The sequence below is a fragment of the Arthrobacter zhaoguopingii genome (assembly GCF_009828605.1).
Classification (GTDB): Bacteria; Actinomycetota; Actinomycetes; order Actinomycetales; family Micrococcaceae; genus Arthrobacter_D; species Arthrobacter_D zhaoguopingii.
On record NZ_WIAE01000002.1, the window covers coordinates 224,447 to 244,130 of the forward strand.

Annotated in this window: 23 protein-coding genes; 15 read left to right on the forward strand and 8 right to left on the reverse strand. The window is 65.1% G+C overall.

All coding sequences use genetic code 11. The features are described from left to right. Positions 1–219 precede the first annotated feature (219 nt). The 9 genes from GVV77_RS03895 (at position 220) to GVV77_RS03935 (ending at position 9,341) form a co-directional block, all read left to right on the forward strand. Positions 220–1,314: a ferredoxin reductase gene (locus tag GVV77_RS03895; RefSeq protein WP_246199625.1), complete on the forward strand. Its 1,095-nt coding sequence runs from the start codon at positions 220–222 to the stop codon at positions 1,312–1,314. A gap of 17 nt (positions 1,315–1,331) precedes the next feature. Then, positions 1,332–2,489: a fatty acid desaturase family protein gene (locus GVV77_RS03900; protein WP_159616537.1), complete on the forward strand. Its 1,158-nt coding sequence runs from the start codon at positions 1,332–1,334 to the stop codon at positions 2,487–2,489. Between the two features lie 131 nt (positions 2,490–2,620). Continuing rightward, the gene (locus GVV77_RS03905) at positions 2,621–5,491 is read left to right on the forward strand and encodes an FAD-binding and (Fe-S)-binding domain-containing protein (protein WP_159616539.1); all 2,871 of its coding nucleotides are present in this window, start codon (positions 2,621–2,623) and stop codon (positions 5,489–5,491) included. Between the two features lie 566 nt (positions 5,492–6,057). After that, positions 6,058–6,387, forward strand: coding sequence for a DUF4190 domain-containing protein (locus tag GVV77_RS03910; protein WP_159616541.1), 330 nt, complete (start codon positions 6,058–6,060; stop codon positions 6,385–6,387). Between the two features lie 27 nt (positions 6,388–6,414). Continuing rightward, the gene (locus tag GVV77_RS03915) at positions 6,415–6,603 is read left to right on the forward strand and encodes a TetR/AcrR family transcriptional regulator C-terminal domain-containing protein (RefSeq protein WP_159616543.1); all 189 of its coding nucleotides are present in this window, start codon (positions 6,415–6,417) and stop codon (positions 6,601–6,603) included. A gap of 63 nt (positions 6,604–6,666) precedes the next feature. Continuing rightward, positions 6,667–7,278: an HD domain-containing protein gene (locus tag GVV77_RS03920; RefSeq protein ID WP_159616545.1), complete on the forward strand. Its 612-nt coding sequence runs from the start codon at positions 6,667–6,669 to the stop codon at positions 7,276–7,278. Between the two features lie 61 nt (positions 7,279–7,339). Next, a complete protein-coding gene (locus tag GVV77_RS03925) occupies positions 7,340–7,759 on the forward strand; it encodes a hypothetical protein (protein ID WP_159616547.1) in 420 nt (139 codons plus the stop codon). Positions 7,760–7,848: 89 nt separating this feature from the next. After that, entirely contained in the window at positions 7,849–8,829 is a 981-nt protein-coding gene (locus tag GVV77_RS03930; RefSeq protein ID WP_159616549.1) for a DUF2332 domain-containing protein, read from the forward strand. Positions 8,830–8,885: 56 nt separating this feature from the next. Further along, positions 8,886–9,341 (forward strand): ASCH domain-containing protein, encoded by a 456-nt coding sequence (locus GVV77_RS03935; RefSeq protein ID WP_159616551.1) that lies wholly within the window; start codon positions 8,886–8,888, stop codon positions 9,339–9,341. Positions 9,342–9,450: 109 nt separating this feature from the next. On the opposite strand, the gene GVV77_RS03940 is transcribed toward GVV77_RS03935, so the two are convergent. Then, positions 9,451–10,341, reverse strand: a complete 891-nt coding sequence (locus GVV77_RS03940; protein ID WP_246199652.1) for an alpha/beta fold hydrolase — start codon at positions 10,339–10,341, stop codon at positions 9,451–9,453. Positions 10,342–10,536: 195 nt separating this feature from the next. On the opposite strand from GVV77_RS03940, the gene GVV77_RS03945 reads away from it, so the two are divergent. Next, on the forward strand, positions 10,537–11,073 hold the full coding sequence (locus GVV77_RS03945; protein ID WP_159616555.1) for a helix-turn-helix domain-containing protein: 537 nt from the start codon (positions 10,537–10,539) through the stop codon (positions 11,071–11,073). An 86-nt stretch (positions 11,074–11,159) separates the two neighbouring features. Here GVV77_RS03945 and GVV77_RS03950 read toward each other — a convergent pair whose 3' ends face one another. Beyond that, a complete protein-coding gene (locus tag GVV77_RS03950) occupies positions 11,160–11,549 on the reverse strand; it encodes a hypothetical protein (protein ID WP_159616557.1) in 390 nt (129 codons plus the stop codon). A 355-nt stretch (positions 11,550–11,904) separates the two neighbouring features. Here GVV77_RS03950 and GVV77_RS18270 point away from each other — a divergent pair, with 355 nt between their 5' ends. Then, positions 11,905–12,396, forward strand: coding sequence for a hypothetical protein (locus GVV77_RS18270; protein ID WP_246199626.1), 492 nt, complete (start codon positions 11,905–11,907; stop codon positions 12,394–12,396). A 214-nt stretch (positions 12,397–12,610) separates the two neighbouring features. On the opposite strand, the gene GVV77_RS03960 is transcribed toward GVV77_RS18270, so the two are convergent. Beyond that, positions 12,611–12,988 carry a hypothetical protein gene (locus tag GVV77_RS03960; protein WP_159616559.1) on the reverse strand — a complete coding sequence of 126 codons (378 nt, stop codon included), beginning with the start codon at positions 12,986–12,988 and terminating at the stop codon, positions 12,611–12,613. A gap of 541 nt (positions 12,989–13,529) precedes the next feature. Between GVV77_RS03960 and GVV77_RS03965 the strand changes: the two genes are divergently transcribed. Both GVV77_RS03965 and GVV77_RS03970 read left to right on the forward strand, forming a co-directional pair. Then, complete coding sequence (locus GVV77_RS03965; protein ID WP_159616561.1) at positions 13,530–13,805, forward strand: hypothetical protein; 276 nt, start codon at positions 13,530–13,532, stop codon at positions 13,803–13,805. Between the two features lie 156 nt (positions 13,806–13,961). Further along, positions 13,962–14,567 (forward strand): GNAT family N-acetyltransferase, encoded by a 606-nt coding sequence (locus GVV77_RS03970; protein WP_159616563.1) that lies wholly within the window; start codon positions 13,962–13,964, stop codon positions 14,565–14,567. A 50-nt stretch (positions 14,568–14,617) separates the two neighbouring features. On the opposite strand, the gene GVV77_RS03975 is transcribed toward GVV77_RS03970, so the two are convergent. Continuing rightward, a complete protein-coding gene (locus GVV77_RS03975; RefSeq protein ID WP_159616565.1) occupies positions 14,618–14,998 on the reverse strand; it encodes a MerR family transcriptional regulator in 381 nt (126 codons plus the stop codon). Between the two features lie 176 nt (positions 14,999–15,174). Between GVV77_RS03975 and GVV77_RS03980 the strand changes: the two genes are divergently transcribed. After that, positions 15,175–16,698 carry a SulP family inorganic anion transporter gene (locus GVV77_RS03980; protein WP_159616567.1) on the forward strand — a complete coding sequence of 508 codons (1,524 nt, stop codon included), beginning with the start codon at positions 15,175–15,177 and terminating at the stop codon, positions 16,696–16,698. Between the two features lie 227 nt (positions 16,699–16,925). Then, positions 16,926–17,435 (forward strand): hypothetical protein, encoded by a 510-nt coding sequence (locus tag GVV77_RS03985; RefSeq protein WP_159616569.1) that lies wholly within the window; start codon positions 16,926–16,928, stop codon positions 17,433–17,435. Positions 17,436–17,553: 118 nt separating this feature from the next. Here GVV77_RS03985 and GVV77_RS03990 read toward each other — a convergent pair whose 3' ends face one another. The 4 genes from GVV77_RS03990 to GVV77_RS04005 form a co-directional block, all read right to left on the reverse strand. Then, a complete protein-coding gene (locus tag GVV77_RS03990; RefSeq protein ID WP_159616571.1) occupies positions 17,554–17,922 on the reverse strand; it encodes a DUF7793 family protein in 369 nt (122 codons plus the stop codon). A 157-nt stretch (positions 17,923–18,079) separates the two neighbouring features. Then, positions 18,080–18,574 carry a hypothetical protein gene (locus GVV77_RS03995; protein ID WP_159616573.1) on the reverse strand — a complete coding sequence of 165 codons (495 nt, stop codon included), beginning with the start codon at positions 18,572–18,574 and terminating at the stop codon, positions 18,080–18,082. Then, entirely contained in the window at positions 18,556–18,867 is a 312-nt protein-coding gene (locus tag GVV77_RS04000) for a hypothetical protein (protein ID WP_159616575.1), read from the reverse strand. Before GVV77_RS04000 ends, GVV77_RS03995 begins: the two co-directional genes overlap by 19 nt. Then, a complete protein-coding gene (locus GVV77_RS04005) occupies positions 18,867–19,451 on the reverse strand; it encodes an RNA polymerase sigma factor (protein ID WP_159616577.1) in 585 nt (194 codons plus the stop codon). Before GVV77_RS04005 ends, GVV77_RS04000 begins: the two co-directional genes overlap by 1 nt. Between the last annotated feature and the right edge of the window lie 233 nt (positions 19,452–19,684).

Sequence of the window (19,684 nt, forward strand, 5' to 3'; positions counted from 1 at the left end):
CAACGGTGGAGCACCCTGCGCGTGCGCCTCTGCCATACGTAACCCGGTCCACTTTGGGCCGTTGGATCCGTTGACGGTCTCACTACATAATTAGGAGGATCCCTGTGTCGAACAACACCAACGCCGCCCGAGGTGGTCCCCCTGCTGGAGTTTCGGCCTCCGCAAGGCGATCAGTTCATTCCCCGCTAAGACTGAGGTAGACCCGTTTTGTTTCGTCACTTGGCGCGTGCCGCCTCCGCCCTCACGACTCCGCTGACCCCGGAGGACTTCCTCGCGTTGTTCAATCCGGTGCACTCCTCCCGCCAGCTCCGCGGGATTGTGACCCGCGTGGTCCACGAGACCGAGGACTCAGCCACCATCTACTTCCGGCCGGGCCACCGCTGGCAGGCCCACCAGGCCGGCCAGTGGGCGCGCATCGGCGTCGAACTCGACGGAGTGCGCCAATGGCGCTCGTACTCGTTGACCACTGCGGCCGGCCACGATCCCGCGATCACCGTGAAGGACGCCGGTGCCGTCTCCCGGGTGCTGGTCCGCGGCACCAAACCGGGCGATGTGCTCTTCCTTTCGCCCCCTCAGGGTGACTTCGTTCTGCCCGAGCACCCGCGGTCCCTGCTCATGCTCACGGCCGGCAGCGGCATCACCCCCGTGATGTCCATGATCCGCACCCTCATCCCCCGCCGCCCCGACGCCGATGTGGTGCTGATCAACTCAAACAGCACCCCCGAGAAGAGCCTCTTCCGTGAAGAACTCGCAGAACTCGCCGACCAGTTTCCCAACCTGACGGTCCGCCACTGGTTCACCAGCGCCCGAGGGCGCCTCGAGTTCACCGCCAAGACCATCGCCGATCTCTGCCCGGACTGGCGCAGCCGGGCCGCCTACGCCTGCGGGCCTGAAGGTTTCCTGAACGACGCCGAGGAACTCTGGAAGAGCGAGGCGGCCCTCGAGGCCGCCGGCACGTCGCCGGGCATCGCAGCCGGAGCCGAAGCGAAGGGCGCCCGCCCGGGAACCCTCACCGTCGAGCGCTTCAGCACCGACCTCACGGCGGGTGCGGGGCACGACGGCGGAGTGGTCGTCTTTGAACAGTCCGACCGCGAGGTTCAGGCCGACGGTGACACTCCCCTGCTGGATGCGGGCGAGGACGCCGGCGTGTTGATGCCCAGCGGCTGCCGCATGGGTATCTGCCACAGCTGCCTCGTCCCGCTGCGCAGCGGACAGGTCCGCGACCTCCGCACGGGCGAACTTCACAACGCCCCCGGCCAACTCATCCAAACCTGCGTGTCGGCCGCGGCCGGTCCCGTAAGCCTCGACCTCTAACCCCTCGAAGGAGCCCCATGACCACCACGCTGACCCGCCCGGGCGCCCTGGCGACGTCTGGCCATCCCCTGGTCCGTCCCGATGCCGCCAAGCACCTCTCCGATGAGCAAATCGCCGAGCTCGGCCGTGAGCTGGATGCTGTTCGGGACGAAATCCTCGCCAAGCGCGGGGCAACCGACGCTGCCTACATCCGGCGCATCATCAAAATCCAGCGCACGCTCGAATTCACCGGACGCGGTGCTCTGATGTTCAGCAAGTACAAGGCTGCCTGGGCCGCCGGCACGGCCATGTTGAGCCTTGCGAAGATCCTTGAAAACATGGAGATCGGCCATAACGTGCTTCACGGCCAGTGGGACTGGATGCGCGACCCGGACATCCACTCCACCACCTGGGAATGGGACTTCGTCACCCCGGCGCGCTCCTGGCAGCACACCCACAACGATCTCCACCACCGGTGGACAAACGTCATCGGTAAGGACAAGGACATCGGGTACAACCTGCTGCGGATGGATGCCGACCAGCCCTGGCGCCCGTTCAACCTCGGCAACCCGCTGTACAACGCGATCCTGGCTCCGGTGTTTGAGTGGGGCATCGCGCTCTACGACCTCGAAATCCCCGACTATAAGGAGGGCGTGAAATCCAAGGAGGCGATGAACCGCGACCTCAAGGCCGTCGGACTCAAGGCACTCAAGCAGTTCTCCAAGGACTACGCCGCCACGCCCCTGCTCGCCATGGCCACCGGCTCCGGCCGCCGGGCACTCTATGGGACCCTCGCCGCAAACGCTATCCGCAACTTCTGGGCCCACGCGGTGATCTTCTGCGGCCACTTCCCCGACGGCACCGACACCTTCACCGAAGAGATGGTTGAAGGCGAGACCCGCGGCGACTGGTATGTCCGCCAGATGATCGGCTCGGCGAACATCTCCGGCTCGAAGTTCATGCACCTCATGACCGGAAACCTCTCCCACCAGATCGAGCACCACTGCTTCCCGGACCTGCCGTCCAACCGGTACGCCGAGGTGGCGGTGAAGGTGCGGGAGATCTGCGCCCGCTACGGCCTGCCCTACACCACCGGTCCGCTTCCGAAGCAGGTTGGGTCCACCTGGGCGAAGATTTTCAAGCTCGCCCTGCCCCCGAAAAAGACCTCCCGAAGCCCGAAGTCCTCTCCTGCCTGAGCTTTCCGACATTTGCAGCGTGCCCCGGTGTCGTCGACGCCGGGGCCCGCTGCGCAGGATGGTGGCAGGCCCGCCGGCGGGTCCGCTGAGTCGGGCGGGTCCGGCGCGCCGCAACAGATAGCATGCTACTCATGACCGTGCTGGCCTTGCCGAGCTCCCTGGCCGGCACCCTGCGTGGCCGGGGCATCTCGGACGTCCGCGACGACGAAACCACTCGCTCCGCCTACTCGAGCGATGGCTCCCTGTACCGGGTGAGGCCGTCCGTCGTCGTTTTTCCACGGGACGCCGACGACGTCCTCGCCGCCCTGGAGGTGTGCCGCGACCGCGGGGTGCCGGTCACCTCCCGCGGGGCCGGGACGTCGGTGGCCGGCAATGCCGTGGGGACCGGCGTGGTTCTCGAGTTCAGCCGGTACATGAACCAGGTTCTCGACCTCGATCCGGAGGCCCGCACGGCTGTGGTGCAGCCCGGCGCCGTGCACGCCTCCCTGCAGCGCAGGGCGCAGACGCAGGGGCTCCGGTTCGGACCGGACCCCTCGACCCACAACCGCTGCACCATCGGGGGGATGATCGGCAACAACGCGTGCGGCTCGCGCACCCTGGCCTACGGGCGCACCGTGGACAACGTGACGCACCTCGACGTCGTCATAGGGTCCGGAACCCGACTGATGCTCGGCCCCGACGGAACGCCCTCCACGCCGGAGACCGATGCGCTCCGCGCGCTCGTGCAGGGCGAACTTGGCACGATCCGGACCGAACTGGGCCGGTTCGGACGCCAGGTCTCCGGCTACGCGCTCGAGCACCTGCTCCCCGAGCACCGGTTCGACCTGCGCCGCGCGCTGGTCGGAAGCGAAGGCACCCTTGCGGTGGTGCTTGAAGCAGGGGTGCGCCTCGTCGCGGACCCGGCACACCGCACTCTGGTGGTCCTGGGCTTCGCCGACATCGGCTCCGCCGGGGACGCGGTGATGGACGTCATGGGCTTCCGTCCCACCGCCTGCGAGGGGCTGGACTCGCGCATCGTCGACGTCGTCCGGAGCCGTAAGGGTGACCATGCGGTCCCGGAACTGCCTGCGGGCGCCGCCTGGCTTTTCGTCGAGATCGCCGGCGAAGACCCTCTGGAGGTCGTAGACCGCGCCCGGCGCCTCAGCCGCGCGGCGGCCCTTCCGGCCCGGGTGATCACCGATCCGTCCGACGCGGCGGCGCTGTGGAAGATCCGCGAGGACGGGGCGGGCCTGGCGGGCCGCTCCCCGGCAAACATGCCCGCCCATTCCGGCTGGGAGGACTCGGCCGTGCCACCGGAGCGCCTCGGGGACTACCTTCGGGACTTCGACGCCCTACTCCTCGAACATCACCTCATGGGCTTTCCGTACGGGCACTTCGGGGACGGCTGCGTCCATATCCGCCTCGATGTGCCGTTCGACCGACCCGACGGCAGCGCACTCTTCCGCAGCTTCATGACCGCCGCCGCTGAACTGGTGGCCCGCTACGGCGGGTCCCTCTCGGGTGAGCACGGTGACGGGCGGGCCCGCAGCGAACTGCTGCCCTACATGTACTCCCCCGCCGCGATCGGTCTCTTCGGGAAGGTCAAGGCGGTGCTCGACCCGGACAACCTGCTCAACCCGGGCGTCATCGTCGATCCCCGGCCGCTCGACGCCGACATCCGCATCGCCGAGGCCAAACCGCTGCGCTCCCGCCTCGGCTTCCGCTATCTGCACGACGGCGGTGACTTCAGCCAGGCCGTCCACCGCTGCACCGGGGTGGGCAAGTGCCGTGCGGAGAACACCGATGGCGCCGGCGTCATGTGCCCGTCCTACCTCGCGACCCGGGAGGAGAAGGACACGACCCGCGGCCGGGCGAGGGTCCTTCAGGAAATGATCAACAAGGGAGGCGCCGGCTGGCGCTCACCCGAGGTCCACGACGCCCTGGACCTGTGCCTGTCCTGCAAGGGATGCGCCTCGGACTGCCCGACCGGTGTCGACATGGCCACCTACAAGGCCGAGATACTTCACCAGAGCTACCGGGGACGGCTCCGGCCAGCCTCGCACTACTCGCTGGGGTGGCTGCCGCGGTGGGCTCGCCTTGCCTCCACCGCGCCCCGCCTGGTCAACGCCCTCACCCGGCTGCCGGGGATCGGCCGGCCCGGGCTGCGCCTGGCCGGGGTGGATTCCCGTCGCACCATCCCCGCCTTCGCATCCCAGACCTTCTCCTCCTGGTTCCGCGCCCGGCCGGCGTCCGCTACCGGTTCCGGGCTGATGCCTGAAGGAGGACCCCAAGGGGATCAGGTGGCCACCCCGCGGCCGCCGGTGCTGCTGTGGGCCGATTCCTTCACCAATTACTTCACCCCCGAGGTGGGGCGCGCAGCCGTGCGGGTGCTGGAGAAGGCTGGCTTCGAGGTGCTGATTCCGGACAAGGCGCTGTGCTGCGGGCTCACCTGGATCTCCACCGGCCAGTTGGATGCGGGACGGCGGATCCTGGGCCATACGGTCGCCGAGCTCAGGCGTTACGCCGACATCGGCATTCCCGTCGTCGGGCTCGAACCCTCTTGCACCGGGGTATTGCGCTCCGACGCCCTGGAGCTCCTCGGCGAGGACACCGCCGGCCCGGTCGCGAAGGCCACCCACACGCTGGCGGAGCTGCTGGCGACAGTCCCCGGCTGGACGCCGCCCCCGATGGAGGGCACGTCCGTCGTGGCCCAGCCACACTGCCACCACCACGCGGTCATGGGGTGGAGTCCGGACGCGCAGCTGCTTCGACGCGCGGGTGCCCGGGTGTTGGAACTGGGCGGGTGCTGCGGCCTTGCAGGCAACTTCGGCGTGGAGCGCGGCCACTACGAGGTGTCGGTCGCGGTGGCCGAGCAGCAGCTGCTCCCGGCCGTGCGAGCCGCCGACGCCGAAACCGTCATCCTCGCCGATGGTTACTCGTGCCGCACCCAGCTGACCGACCTCAGCAACCGGCAGGGCCTTCACCTTGCGCAGCTCCTGGACGGTGCACCACCCGACGGGTGACCGCCGCCGCCGTGCGCAGCAGTACCGGAACTCCATTCGGTCGGAAGGCATGGCATTGGAACGTTGTGAAAGGCGCATTAGCAGCTTCCCTCGAATTGCTGGTCGAATCCCATGAGGACTCCACTCCGATACCTGTTTCCCTGCAATGAATACTCATTTCACCGTTGAGGGAAATTTCTATCTTTGCAGAACCAGAGTCCGGGCGTACCGTGATGCGCACCGAACTTCAATGGGTCTTCAGGGAAACTGCCGGAACTCTCCTTTCGCCCGTTCTCATCCTGCCTAGGTTAGGAGGACGATATGAAAATTGACAGGCAAGGCCTCCGGGTGGCGTCCCTGGGGTTTGTTTTCGTCCTTATCGGGCTGTAGTGGCTGACGCTGCCGGAAATTCCGCGAGGGGCGGTTGTCCTCCTCCTCGGGGGCGCCGCGTTCATCACTGGCGGCGTTCTGAGGTGGCGCGCGGAACGCCGGCACCGGGCTGCGGATCGCTCGCCGTGAATTCCTCGAATAGCGGGCCGTATTTCACAATTGAAAATCGAAAAACGATCACTCCATGGGGAATTCGCATGACTCAGGGTTTCCAGCAGTCACCGCCAACGAGACGTGAGGAGCGCACCAATCCCGGCAGATCCCTCGGCATCGCTGGATTCGTCCTGTCGATTCTGGGGCCATTGAGCGTCATCGGGCTGATCCTCAGCATCATCGCCTTCCTGCAGTCGCGGCGGGCGGGAATGAGAAACGGTTTTGCCCTTGCCGGGACCATCATTGGAGCTGCCCTCACGGTCGCCGGGGTCACCCTCCTGACCGTTGGAATCACGAGCCTCATTCAAACCTGTGCCGAACTCGGGAACGGAGTTCACGAGCGGACCGGCATCACCTACACCTGCAATGTCTAGCCGGCAGGCGGGGTGGCCCAGAAGCGCATGCTCCGCGCTGACATGGATGCCATGGCGGAGCACATGTTCGAGCCCCTCCCCGCCGGTGAGTATCCGAACCTTGCGGAATTCGTGAACGCTCACGTGCTGAAGCCCGGCTACGACTACGTCGAGGAATTCGAGTACGGCCTCGAGGTGATTCTGGATGGGCTGGAAGCAGCGCTGGGCACAGACTGATCGGGCTACCGGAGCCATTCCGACTTCCCCGGGTGGCTTGCGTTCGTCTGCAACGATGTCTCTATGCGTCTGCACGACTTCACCGCTCCCAGCACCCAGGCAGCCCGGGCCGCCTTCCAACTGGCAGCTTCGTATCACTCGCCCGCGCTACTCAACCACGTGGTCCGATCCTGGCTGTGGGCAGAGGCATTCGCCCTGCTCGAGGAACGGCGGAACGTGGATCATGAACTGCTGTACACCTCCGCAATGCTGCACGATATGGGGATCGTCCCTGCTTTCGACAACGTTGCGCTTTCCTACGAGGAAGCCGGCGGGCACGTCGCGGTCGCGCTCACCGCTGGCGCGGGCTGGGCGCCGGACCGACGACAGCGCGCACTCGACGTGATCGTGCGGCACAACTGGCCGTCGGTGGATCCAGCGATGGATGTGGAGGGATACCTGCTGGAGGTCGCAACAGGCCTGGACATCAGTGGCTCCCGAGCGGACGTCCTTCCCCGGGACTTCGTGCAAGAGGTCCTCTCCACCTATCCGCGCCTCACGCTCGCGGATGAATTTACTGCGGGCGTGACGGACCAGGCCCGGCGGAAGCCCACCACAGCGGCTCACCGGCTCGTCCATGACGGCGTCCCCGCGAAGCTGGCCCACCATCCGCTGGAGCAAAACCCGAACGCCTAGGCAGGTGCGCCAGCAGGCTGTGTGCGCCCTGACGAGCGGGTGGGATGTCTTACAGTGAGGCATGCACCTGACGAGAAACCACGATCAATCGCCCGCACGGCAATGGGCGTCCGTCGCCCTGATCGCACTTCTGTCCGCGGGACTCTGGGTTGGCTGGTTCGCCTGGGATACCGAGTACCAGTACGACGAATCCACCGGCGAAATGGCCGGACCGTATGCAATATGGCAGGGGGTGGGGGCGTTCTTGTGCGGCATCGTGGTGGCAGGGCTCGCCTACCGTCTTCTGCCCTTTGGCGTCGCTCTCCTGATCCTCCCGGTCTCCTTCACCCTCGCGTGGATCGGCACGGCCGCCGTCAATGATGTGACCGGACTGTGGATGATAGGGGCGGTACTGGTCGCTTTCGGCACCACCCTGGGCGCGCTTGTGCTGCTCGGCATCGCGGCCGCCGTCGTACCGGTCCACCGGGGACGCCCTTCATAGGGCTCCGGTGCCTGAAGGTCGGTTCATCAAGATCTCAGGCCCGCTGTTCCTTCATCACCGGGGCGGGCCCGCCGGGTTAGGATCCGCCCATGACCATCGCGGAGCATTACCGGCGTTTCGCTGAACTCGAGGCACACGGCGTTTCCGGCATCTACGAGGACTGGGCCCTGGGCGTCGCAGGAGACCCGGTCGTGCAGGCATTGGTGGGTGGACTCCCGCCGGCGAAGCGGCAACCGAACCTGGTCTTCGCCGCCGCCCGGTCCCACGGCGCCCCGCTGGGGAGCTACGGGAACGTCCGGCCCTGGCTGCTGGCTAACTGGCAGCGCGTGGATCCGGTCATCCGCACCCGTTCCACGCAGACCAACGAAGCCGGCCGGTGCGCGGTCCTCCTGCCCCAGCTCGCCGCCGTCGAAGGACCCGTCGCGCTGCTGGAGGTGGGTGCCTCCGCCGGACTCTGCCTCTACCCCGACCGGTACGGCTATACCTACCAGGGCGCGGACGGTACGGTCCGGCTGAATCCTCCGCAAGCCGCGGACGTGCTGCTCGAGTGCGAACTGCGCGGCGGTGCCACCGCCCCGGCCCGGCTTCCCGAGGTGGTCTGGCGCGCCGGAATCGACCTGAACCCCCTCGACGTCGCCGATCCGGTAAGCCTGCGGTGGCTCCAGACACTGATCTGGCCCGAACACGAAGCCCGTCGCCGGCGCCTCCATGCGGCCGCGGCTGTGGTCGCCGCCGACCCTCCCCTGCTCGTAGCCGGCGACCTGAACAAGGAACTCGAAAAACTGGCACGGCAGGCACCACCCGAGGCCACCCTGGTCGTCTTCCACAGCGCCGTGCTCGCGTACCTCACGCCCCCCGAGCGACAGCAGTTCGTTGATCGGGTGGGCGCCCTCGACTGCATCTGGCTGAGCAACGAAGGCCGGCAGGTCCTGCCCGAGATCACCGCCCGGATCCCTCACCGGACCCCTCACCGGACCAAGCCACAAGACGGTGCCTTCGTCCTGGCCAGGAACGGCGTCCCGGTCGGCCTCACCGGCCCCCACGGACAGTACACCCAGTCCCTGAGCTGACCGTCGGTCATTCTCGAAGGATCACCCACCGCCGCGTTGCTGACATAGTGAAGACCATGGATGGTTCCCCGCCGCTGCCGGTCGCCGAGTTCGCGTTCCCCGGGCCGCTGCGTGACAAGCTCGTTGCCGCGGTCCTCGCCGGACGCAAAACCACCACCACCTCGCTTCGCATCGAGTACGACATGGAGGATGAGCTCCTGCCATCGGTAGGCGGGCGCCACCTGGTCATCGACTCAATGGCGCGGCCGGTGGCGGTTATTGAAACGGCCGCCGTTGAGCAGGTCCTGCTTGGATCGGTTTCCTGGGCGCATGCTTCCTGCGAGGGCGAAGGGCATCCAGACCTCCAGCAGTGGAGGAACGATCATGAATCCTTCTGGCACAGCCAGAGCATGCGGGACTTCCTTGGTGATCCGGGGTTCACGGTGGACGACGACACCCCTGTGGTCCTCGAGCGCTTCCGGGTCGTCGAAATCCTTCCGGATCCGCCCGCAAGACTGGGAGGGTATCCATGAGGGGTGGGAGTATTTCGGGACATCATGTGGCGCTCGACACAATTGCCGTGCGATGCAATGCGGTCAGGTGTCGCGAGGTATGTCCGGCAGGCGCGGTTTTCCTGCCAGGTCAGGGGGCGGCCGCGAGCTGCGCTGGCAGTGGCTGTGAAGTGATGTGTGCCAATACGGTCTGGGCGAAGAGGTCTGGGCTTTGGCCGTTCCACGCATGTCCGACCGCGGGTGCGATTCGTGCTTGCGCATGGGAGAAAGCGGCGGCAATTTCCGTGAGTGACTCAAGGATGAGAGGGTGTTCGTTCGCACCGGCGGTGGCGAGGACCCGGGTGGGACAGGTGGCTGCGGCGGCCGGCAGCCTATAGTTCATGAGTTCCTCGCCGATCGCGGTGAATGTGCCCTTGGCCATGGACCGGGCGGCGGCGACGTAGCCTTGGTAGTCCTCTCGGGGTACAGCCAGCGACCGCGCATTGGCGCGCAGCATCACCCCGCTGCGGATGAAGGGTGCCATCAGGTGACCGGCGGCGCGCATTAACCTGGGGCGTGGGAAAGGGAGTACGTTAACGCCACTGACCAAGGCACTCAACACCCTTTCCGGGTGCGCGGCCGAAATCTCGAGAGCGAGGTAACCGCCCAGTGACAGCCCCACGACGTGGGCGGTACCGTCAACCGTCGTCTCATCGATGATCTGGGTTAGGGCGAGGACCGTGTCGTCGATCGATACCCAGGGCCGAGAGGCGTTGTGGCCATGACCGGGTAGGTCGACCGTGACCAGGCGGACAGCTCCCTCTAGCCGACCGACCAGGCCCTGCCACATCCAGCTCGTCGTGCCGGCTGCGTGCAGGAGGACGCACGTCGGCGCACCGTCGGGGCCGGTGATCGTGGCGGAAAGGGCATCGGGCGACGAGCGCGCGGGCGGGGCCAGTGGGGTGCCTCGGTTCGGCCGGAGCAGCGGGAGTCGAACGCTTCGGGCCGCGACGCCGCGCCGCTGTCCTTTAGTCGAGACCATCACTCTCAGGACCCTGTTCGCGTCTGAAGTGGCCGCAGCTGACGCGGAGCTTCCATGACAGGCGCCACAGTTGCGAGTGGACCTGCGGCGCCGACAGGGAGGCGGAGCCGCAGGCGCCCTTCTTGAGGGATCGGAGTGGTCATGTGTCAACGTTATCGTCTATGAGAACATTGTCAACACTGATAATGTTCGGCCATGGGATCCGCCGAACTGCTCCTCCACCCGGTCCGTCTTCGGGTTGTCCAAGCCCTCCTAGGAGACAGGGCGCTGACAACGGCGCAGCTGGGCGAGCTCCTGCCCGATGTGCCGGCGGCCACGCTGTACCGGCAGGTGTCGGTTCTGGTAGAGGGCCAGGTCCTTCAAGTCGTGACCGAACGGAAGGTCCGGGGGGCTGTCGAACGTACCTACCGGCTCGTTCAGGCTGCCGCGGAGGTCGACGTGAGCGAGCTGCGGCGAATGACAGCGGATCAGCACAGAAGGGGCTTTCTCACCTTTGTGGCTGGCCTCCTTGCCGGTTTCGACCGTTATCTGGAGGCGCACGCCGATGGCGACGGGCGCGTCGATCCAGTAGCGGACAGGCTCACCTACCGGCAGACCGTCATGTATCTGTCCGACGACGAGCTCGACGAGATGCTTCACCAGTTCGGCAGGTTGGTCGCACAGTTCCGGGATACCCCGGCGGGCCCCGGCCGATCTCGGCGAGCGATAAGCATAGTGCTGCTGAAGGAATGAGTCTGGAATTTAGGTCATGACGACCGGGTTCCACCCCTCACTGCGTCCGAGCGAACCGCCTCGAGGCTTGCGCCCCGGCCACAGAACTAGCGAGCGGCTGCATTCTCCTGAACCCGGCAGGACTTGAAGAACTCCCGCAGATTCGCCGTCTCGCCGCGGCGGGCCGTCTCTACCACCGATGCCTCAAAAACTTCGGGGTTCTGATGCGCGGTCTCAATGATCGGCAGGGACGTGTACTTCTCGATCTGGGCCAGGGCACCCTCCTCCCGTCCGGCATCACCGGAATCGACGGCGCGAATGTATTCCGCCATCCACGCACAGAGCCAATAATCTGCGACAGCGACATCCTCAACTCCCTCTTCGATCACAACGTCCTGATCTGTGGAGACAGCGCCGACTGATTCGGTCGACCATGAGAAACCGTCCGGCAGCTCTTCGGGAAATTCCTCAATGGCCCTCAGTCTGTTCGCAGCCATGTCCTCCTGACCGATGAACCGGGATGGCTCCCCCGCCATCGTCCTGCCGGACGCATCGCCCTCACGCTGCCCAGACTCCGGTGATGCCTGCACGGGCGCGCTGGACTCAGGAGAGGCCGACCGCGCCGGCGGGTCGGCAGCAACACAACATCCCGCAAGGAACATGGTGGCAGCAACGGCACAGCACAACAGAATTCGCGATCGCATGGTCTCCCCCGGTTTTTCCCACCCCCCTGGGCAGTCCAAGAACAATAACCCAGATGAAGCATCCACCGGCCCGCAGGTAGCGCAACGGTACGGGAACGAATTCCGGTTGTCGGGAGAACATCGAGCGATCGGCACCACAATAGGGGTCATGAAGTTCCAACTCGGCTGTTCGAGCAGCAGGACGGACGGGCGGTTCGCCCTTTCCTCCGTGGTTGGAGCTGCGCTAATCACCGCCGCCAGCGGATGCTCGTCGTACATAGTCGCCGACCCGCCCTGCTTCCCGCCCGACTACTCTGTCACTCCAACCGACGCGAAGCAGGGAGAGATGGTCACAGTCGCAGCACAAGGGGCTGACTGTGATCCCCGGTACGGCGAGAACGCTCAAATTCAGGTAATCATCACCGATGATCAAGGTGTCGAAGTCATCAATGTGACAGCTCCGATGACCGATGCCGGCGCGTTCACCTACACCTTCCGCGTCCCGGCCCAGATGGCGGTCGGAGAAGCCGTCATAACCGCGACCCCACACAAGGTTGACTGGTGCGACGACACCGGCAGGAACAACCGAGCACGAGGCACTGTGGGTGTGGAGCGGGCATCCTGTGCGGAGCCGCGCAGGCCGCTCACCATCACGCGCTGACCCGCCTTCGGGCGACTGCCGGCCTCAATCCGGTACGTCCATGCGCGAGGACCGTCGGGCGCATTCGCCACCTCGGTTCGCGGCGGGATCCAGTCCCTGGAGTTTCTGATAAGCATCTTCGGCTCAGTTGAACAACCGGGACGATTTCTTCTCGGATCGCGGATCAGCGGTGACTCGAGCCGAAGCCCAGTGCGAGTATGTTGTATCGGCGGGCTCATTTCCGCCGCCTAAGGATCTTGAATCCGAGGAGGAGAACCACCACGGCCGCTGGAGTAAGAGCCAAGATATTGGCAACGAGGAAATGGTCGGTCACCGTGAGAGTACCCTGTCCAACCTCCGAAAAGGCGCACTTCACCCCCAGCGGCCACCCCGTATCGGTGCCCGTCCACGTGTAAATGCCGGTGAGGTATGAGTCCCAACCATCCGGCAGGTGGAACTTCTCGCAGTACTGGGGCGCCGAACGATGAAACCTATAGATGTACTCCCGGATGACGACCCAGACTGCGATGTACCAAGAAAACGCTATAGGTGGCCCCAGAAGCGACAGCTTCACCACTGACAGCCTGCCTCGTTCCCTCATCACGTTTTCCATATCGCCCCCAGGTCCTCACAAGCGTGCCACGGCCCGAACCGGTTAGGAAGACAGTCCATATTCACGGCGACTTCAGGAGGACTATCTCGAAGCAACCCGCGAAGTGTTTGGATTTGAGCCAAACCTTCTGGGCTGAGACTGATCACAGCCGAGGTGGCTCATGATTTCCTGATCGCGCAGTTCGTAAACATCGAAGGTGGTCCTCGCCTTTGTTATGGGGCTCGCGGATGGCTCCCAGGCAGCACCGAAGATCGTCTGTGGATTACGTAGGCCGAGACGAAAAACGTCATCGACTGGGTTCAATGGGCGGTGTGGCTAAGGGTGATGGAGGCTTTCCAGAGGGGCGATCACCAAGACGAGGGGCTCGGAACAGATGTTATCCGGTGGTTGATTGACGACGTAAGAATCGGCTAGCCGAATCGCGGAGGTTGCCCATTGAAGTCGAACAGGATTGTCTCGGCCTGATGGTGGTGGTCGCGCCGCCGCCCGTTCGATGACTACACTCGGCGAACACACGATTGCTTTTGATTTGGGGGAAATAATGGAATCAGCAGCTAAGAAGTGCATTCAGTGGGGAATTGCCCTGATTGTCGCCGGTGGATTCGTACTCGTGCTGCTCCCGCAGCTGCTCGGGCTCCTTGCCGAGGCGGTAGGCCCTTCGGCAGCTATCGGTGTCGGAGCAGTGGAGCTCCTCACAGGCCTGATCCGGTGGGCGATAATCCCCATGGGCACCACCCTGATCGGTGCTGCGGTCGTCATCCGGGTCCTCGCGCCGGAACTGCAGCGGAGCAGCGAAACCCAGCCCTCCGGGAGGTAACCTCGTCCTGCACCGCGGAAACGTAAACGGGAAGTAAGCCTGTTCCCGCGTTGAACCGTTGGCACGGGACAGTTCGACTTCGGCGTACTGGATGAGGGCACGCGACAGAGCCCATGCCGTAGGTCGGTGTTGGCTTGCGCCGGGGATACTGGACGAATGTTTGAAAAAGAGACGGGGGCAGGAATCAGCGTGCGTCCTGATGCCCGAGATGCGCAAACCCGAAGCGGGCGGCTGGCATTGTGCAGACCCACTCCTGACGATGCTGACGAGCTGTTCGAGATGTACTCGGACCCTCGCCTCGCGGAGGCTGACCCAATGCTTGCCCACCCCTCCATCACACACACCAGGACAGTTCTCCAGCGGCGGATCGCGGAATGGCGCCAGCACGGGCAGGGGCTATGGGTGCTACGGCACGTGCTTGGCCCCTCAGCGGGTGAACTGGTCGGTATCGGCGGATGCAGCCTCTACGCCAACACCGCCTGGAACCTGTCCTTCAGCATGCGGCCACAGAACTGGGGCCGCGGGTACGCCCAGGAGATTGCCGCGGCCGGTATGGCCCGGGCACAGGCCGTGCGACCCGACCTGCCCATCATGGCTGTCGTGGCCGCGCGCAACGCACGATCGTCTAGGGCAGTCGAGCGGGCGGGGCTCCATCAGGTGTGGCAGGGACCGGACAACCATGATCCCGACCCGACGGCGACAATGCTCTTGTACGCTGACCGATCCTTGTCCGACGGCCAGATCCACGCGCTGACCCGCTGATGACCCCGCCGCCCGGCAGTGCAGTGGCAGCGAGGCAAGCGATTGGTGGTTCAGGCCCGGTCGCGCAGCCGGAGGATGAACTCATCGGCCTGGGTCAGGTTTCGGGCCATCTTGTCCCGCTGATGGACGGCTCTCTCGAGAAATTCAGCCAGCGCCCCCGATCCTTCAGGGGCCGTCCCGTTGGGGTCCGCCAGGAGGTCAAGGATTTCGGCCATTTCCTCAAGGGTGAACCCGAGCGGTTTCATTTGCATAATGGCCCGGAGGCGTTCGTAATCCGCATCGGAGAACACCCTGAAGCCGCCCTCCGTGCGTGCTGTTGCAGGAAGCAGCCCCACGTCGTCGTAGTGGCGGATAGTCCGCAGGGACAGGCCAGTGCGTTCGGCGAGTTCTCCGATGTGCATGGTGTTGGTGTTGCTCGTCCTGGCCGTCATCAGCGCCTCCGTCCTGTTCGGATTTCAACTCTACCATTACGTTAGGTTAGGGTTGGTGGCGGGGTGAGAGCTTGAGAACCAGCTCCCCCTCTTCTCGGCGCGGCGCTGCGCCCCTCAGTCATTAGCACAAACGAAGCCGCACACGCGTGCCTTCTTGACCATGATCGGAGCCAGGAATGGCCACCACAACGAGCGAACACGCCCCGGCGTACACCCCCGAACAGCTCCAATCCGTGCGGAACACCTTGAGGTCGCCCCGCCGGTTGAAGACAGAAGTCCTCGCCGGCCTCGTCGTCGCCCTGGCCCTGATCCCGGAAGCAATTGCCTTCTCGATCATCGCCGGCGTCGACCCGCGGATCGGACTTTTCGCTTCCTTCACCATGGCGGTCACCATCGCGTTCGTCGGTGGGCGCCCCGCCATGATTTCCGCAGCCACCGGCGCCATCGCCCTGGTCATCGCTCCGCTGGTGAAGTCCCACGGGGTGGACTACTTCATCGCCGCCGTCATCCTCGCCGGAATCTTCCAGATAATTCTGGCAATCTCCGGGGTCGCCAGACTCATGCGGTTCATTCCACGCTCGGTCATGGTGGGCTTCGTCAACGCCCTGGCCATTTTGATCTTCATGTCCCAGGTCCCCGAGCTCCTGGGCGTACCGTGGCTGGTCTACCCGCTTGCGGCCTTGGCCCTGGTCATCGTCTTCGGCCTGCCGAAGCTCACCAAGGCCGTTCCGGCACCGCTCGTCGCCATCGTGGTTCTGACGCTGATCACCGTCGTCGCCGCCGTCGCAGTCCCGACCGTGGGAGACAAGGGCGACCTCCCCGATTCCCTACCGACCCTGTTCATCCCGAACGTGCCGTTCAGCCTCGAGACCCTACAGGTCATCTTCCCCTTCGCCCTCGCTATGGCCTTCGTGGGACTGCTCGAGTCGCTTATGACAGCCAAGCTCGTCGACGACGTCACCGACACCCGCTCCCATAAGACCCGCGAGGCCTGGGGCCAGGGCGTGGCCAATATCGTCACTGGCTTCACCGGCGGCATGGGCGGCTGCGCGATGATCGGCCAGACAATGATCAACGTCAAAGCCTCTGGGGCCCGCACCCGGATCTCCACCTTCCTCGCCGGCATCTTCCTGCTCATCCTCGTCGTCGTCCTGGGAGGTATCGTCTCCCTGATCCCCATGGCCGCACTTGTGGCCGTGATGATTTTCGTTTCCGTCGCGACCTTTGACTGGCACAGTGTCCGGCCCTCCACCCTGAAACGGATGCCCAAGAGTGAAACTGCGGTCATGGCCGCCACTGTGATCGTCACCGTCGCCACCCACAACCTCGCTATCGGCGTGGGCGTCGGCGTACTCGTGGCCATGGTCCTGTTCGCCCGCCGAGTGGCACACTTCGTCACCGTCGAACGGACCGTCCAGAACATCGGAGGCCGCGAAACGGCCACCTACGTCGTGAACGGCGAACTGTTCTTCGCCTCCTCCAACGACCTCTACACCCAGTTCGCCTACGCCCTGGACCCCGGGCACATCATCATCGACATGCACGCTTCCCATCTCTGGGACGCCTCGACGATCGCGGCACTGGATGCAATCACCGAGAAGTACCACCAGCACGGCAAGAACGTGGAGATCGTCGGTCTGAACGACGCCAGCACCCTCATGCGCGAACGCCTCGGCGGCAACCTAGGCGCCGGCCACTGACCGCACCAATCACAACCTGATGCCCTCGGTTCCGGGCGAGGCTGGTTTACTTGCCCTGTTCCTCACCCCCTCATTGCCTTCGGCGTCATCGTGGTCGTGATCCGGTGCTTCCGCTTCTCCGGTGGGGACACTGAGGCGGCCCAGATTGAATAGGTGCTGATCCGTCATCCCCTGAATCCGTCGGCCATACCTCTCTTCGAGTAGCATCCGTCAAGGAGGTCGATTCCGTGAACGGATACCCTGCCAAACCGCGGCTGAAGCAGTTGCTCTCAGCAGCTGCTGTGATCCTCCTCGGCGTGCTGCTGGCGGGTTGCGGCCCGGCAGGGGCCGAAGGGCCTGGGGCGCATGACCCCTCGGCGCAGATGCGTCCGGAGCTTCTCGATATCTCGACTTCCCCGGCCAACCCCGGACAGACCATCCGCATCCGATTCCCTCAGGAAACCGAACGCGGCATCGCCTGGGTCTTGGAGGAACAGTACGGCGACATCTGGCATGCCCGATACTTCCTGAGCGCCACGACCGGGGCCTACGAAGGCTCCGGCTCCCCGCTCTGGTGGTCGGTCGACGACGGCGAGGGCAGAGGCTGGGAGGACATTGGAATCGCCGGACCGGGTCCGGACACCCTCATCATCCCGGACAGCATCCGCCCGGGAAGATACCGGCTATGCACCGCCAGTAGCATGCCGAATGTCTGCACACCACTGGACATAGCTGAACGTCGCCAAGGCACCGGCTAGCGCCTCAAAAGTGCGGCATTCGCCGCTGCGTTCCCGGGCAGGTGTACCAATAGTCGCTGGAAAGCATCCGATAAATTGGCTTGCAGATCGGCCGCGAAAGCACCGCTGGACTTGTCTGTCAGGCAGCCGGCTCCTGCTGGGGATTCACCTCAGCCTCCTGAATCCACTGGAGGGCATCAGCCTCCGACGTGAAGTAGCGGGTGCTCGTCGGGGAGGCATAGGCGAAGCCCGCGAGCACTTCATCGACCGGGCCGTCTCCGATGAGCGCTACCCTGGCGAAGCCGCGGTAGGCATTCATGCCCAGGCGCGCCTGAAGCGTCAGTCCGTCGATGCCGCCCATTTCCACAATCAGGGGCAGGTTGTCCCCTGCGCTCAGCACCTCCAGCTCGCGCGCGGCTTTGACGGCGGCTGGGTGGGTGATCTGGATGCCGGACGTCCACCTCAGATACAGCACGTTGTCTGACCTGCCTGCAGTGAACTGATCCACCGTCAATACCTCCTTGTAGTGACCCGGCTGCACCCCACTGGATCAGGGCTCGGTATGGATTTACCGGAATAATCACCCCGCACCTTACATACCGCATGACAGGGGTCACCGGACAGCATAGACGAGCATGACGGCTCTGCGGCGATGGGCGAGGTTCCTAGGGGTCCTCCCTCATATCCGGCGGGCCCTCAATGACGAACTCACCGATCACTGTCTCGCCGTCCGCCTCGTAAACCGGCACAGCGAAGGACTTCCCCAGCCGCGCTTCCTGCCAGACCAGGGCGTCCTCCGGGCCGGTGAACTTTTCCGCGGCAGTCTCGCCCGATGCCTCATCCAGTTCACGCGCGTACGAGTAGCCGAATTTTCCATTGGTAGCGATGACGGAGAGCAGGTCCGGCTCGCCCCTGTCATTGGGAGCACCGTAGGTATCCCCGTTCTCATTGACCGCCCATTCGGTGGGCGTCTGGTTCACATACGTGGCCCTCAGGCGATAGCGCACTTCCGGGGTGCTCGTGCGGATCTCGGTCGAGTCCTTCCCAGGCTTCAAGTCGATGGTGAATCCGCCCCACCCGTCCATTCCATTGGGGCTACAAGTCATGGAAGCCCCGCCCTCCGCATACAGGGTGCCGGCGCTCAGGCACGACAGCTCCATGGAGATATGGGTCGCCCCCTCCGGAGCCGGACCCAGATCCACTGTCTGCGTTCCCGTGTGGACTCCCTCGGCCGGGCCGCGACCTCGGTGACGATGTCCGCACCGGGCTCCACGAAGAACCCGGCGGTGGCCGCCCCCACTCCCCCGACCAGCCCGACGCCGGCGAAAATACCCGCCCCGACCCACCAGCGGCGCCGCCGCGCACGGGCCGGTGAGGACGCGTTGACCTGCTTGACCAGGGCGCTTCTCAGTTTCTGGGCGAAGGTGTCGTTCATCCTGTCGAGGTTCATCATTAACCCTCCTCCGAGAGCGTGAGCTGTCGGGGTGCGGGGAGGCCGGGCAGGTGCTCCCGGAGTCGATGCCGGGCCCGGTGCAGCCTGGTTTTCGCGGCCTCCGGTCCCAGCCCCAGGATTCCGGCCGCCGACGCGAGGTCGTAGCCCTCGAGTACGACCAGGGTGATGAGCTGCAGGTCCACGGGTTTGAGCGCCCGCAACGCGGAGGCGAGGGGCCCGTCGACGCCTTGGAAAGGGTTGTCGCTCAAGAAGATATCCCCCGGGTCCGCGGCGGGCGGTGCGTGCGGAAGACTCTTCAGCAGGGCCTCGTAGCGCCGTCTGGAACGTCGGACGTTCAGGGCGCAGTTCGTGGTGGTGACCAGCAGCCACGGCAGGACCGAGCACTCCACCAGGCGCACCCTAATCCGCTGGCGCCATAGTTCCAAGAACGCCGCGGCGCTCACGTCCTCGGCGTCGGGCCGGTTCTGTGCAAGCCGGTAGGCGTGCCGGTACACCCGGTCGCGGTGGCGGTCGAACAGCACACCGAACGCCTCGCCATCACCGGCCAGGCTGCGCGACCACAGTGCGCCGTCGTCAGAATTCATATCCCCCAAACCGTGTGGTGTCCGCCCAGCCCCGAAAAGTTTCACTCACCTTCGAGAACTTTGTGCGATGCCGAAGAGGCCCGGGGATGACGCCAAACACAGGCCACAGCTTGGGCTTGAAGAATGGAATAGCGCCGGACTTCGTCGACTGGGCCGGGCTTAGTGCTAGCTGTAGAGGGCAGGGCGCGGAGTGGTGATTTGTCCCGGCGCGGGATCACGGTGTGAGGACCGCG

Excerpts from the sequence above, each read along its gene's own strand:
- GVV77_RS03975 (WP_159616565.1), bottom strand. The coding sequence starts at position 14,998 with ATGACGGCCAGGACGAGCAACACCAACACCATGCACATCGGAGAACTC.
- GVV77_RS03965 (WP_159616561.1), top strand. The coding sequence starts at position 13,530 with ATGGAATCAGCAGCTAAGAAGTGCATTCAGTGGGGAATTGCCCTGATT.
- GVV77_RS04005 (WP_159616577.1), bottom strand. The coding sequence starts at position 19,451 with ATGAATTCTGACGACGGCGCACTGTGGTCGCGCAGCCTGGCCGGTGAT.
- GVV77_RS18270 (WP_246199626.1), top strand. The coding sequence starts at position 11,905 with ATGAAGTTCCAACTCGGCTGTTCGAGCAGCAGGACGGACGGGCGGTTC.
- GVV77_RS03910 (WP_159616541.1), top strand. The coding sequence starts at position 6,058 with ATGACTCAGGGTTTCCAGCAGTCACCGCCAACGAGACGTGAGGAGCGC.
- GVV77_RS03930 (WP_159616549.1), top strand. The coding sequence starts at position 7,849 with ATGACCATCGCGGAGCATTACCGGCGTTTCGCTGAACTCGAGGCACAC.
- GVV77_RS03920 (WP_159616545.1), top strand. The coding sequence starts at position 6,667 with ATGCGTCTGCACGACTTCACCGCTCCCAGCACCCAGGCAGCCCGGGCC.
- GVV77_RS03950 (WP_159616557.1), bottom strand. The coding sequence starts at position 11,549 with ATGGCTGCGAACAGACTGAGGGCCATTGAGGAATTTCCCGAAGAGCTG.
- GVV77_RS03935 (WP_159616551.1), top strand. The coding sequence starts at position 8,886 with ATGGATGGTTCCCCGCCGCTGCCGGTCGCCGAGTTCGCGTTCCCCGGG.
- GVV77_RS03980 (WP_159616567.1), top strand. The coding sequence starts at position 15,175 with ATGGCCACCACAACGAGCGAACACGCCCCGGCGTACACCCCCGAACAG.
- GVV77_RS03940 (WP_246199652.1), bottom strand. The coding sequence starts at position 10,341 with ATGGTCTCGACTAAAGGACAGCGGCGCGGCGTCGCGGCCCGAAGCGTT.
- GVV77_RS03900 (WP_159616537.1), top strand. The coding sequence starts at position 1,332 with ATGACCACCACGCTGACCCGCCCGGGCGCCCTGGCGACGTCTGGCCAT.
- GVV77_RS03960 (WP_159616559.1), bottom strand. The coding sequence starts at position 12,988 with ATGGAAAACGTGATGAGGGAACGAGGCAGGCTGTCAGTGGTGAAGCTG.
- GVV77_RS03945 (WP_159616555.1), top strand. The coding sequence starts at position 10,537 with ATGGGATCCGCCGAACTGCTCCTCCACCCGGTCCGTCTTCGGGTTGTC.
- GVV77_RS03995 (WP_159616573.1), bottom strand. The coding sequence starts at position 18,574 with ATGGAGCTGTCGTGCCTGAGCGCCGGCACCCTGTATGCGGAGGGCGGG.
- GVV77_RS03905 (WP_159616539.1), top strand. The coding sequence starts at position 2,621 with ATGACCGTGCTGGCCTTGCCGAGCTCCCTGGCCGGCACCCTGCGTGGC.
- GVV77_RS03925 (WP_159616547.1), top strand. The coding sequence starts at position 7,340 with ATGCACCTGACGAGAAACCACGATCAATCGCCCGCACGGCAATGGGCG.
- GVV77_RS03915 (WP_159616543.1), top strand. The coding sequence starts at position 6,415 with ATGCTCCGCGCTGACATGGATGCCATGGCGGAGCACATGTTCGAGCCC.
- GVV77_RS03970 (WP_159616563.1), top strand. The coding sequence starts at position 13,962 with ATGTTTGAAAAAGAGACGGGGGCAGGAATCAGCGTGCGTCCTGATGCC.
- GVV77_RS04000 (WP_159616575.1), bottom strand. The coding sequence starts at position 18,867 with ATGATGAACCTCGACAGGATGAACGACACCTTCGCCCAGAAACTGAGA.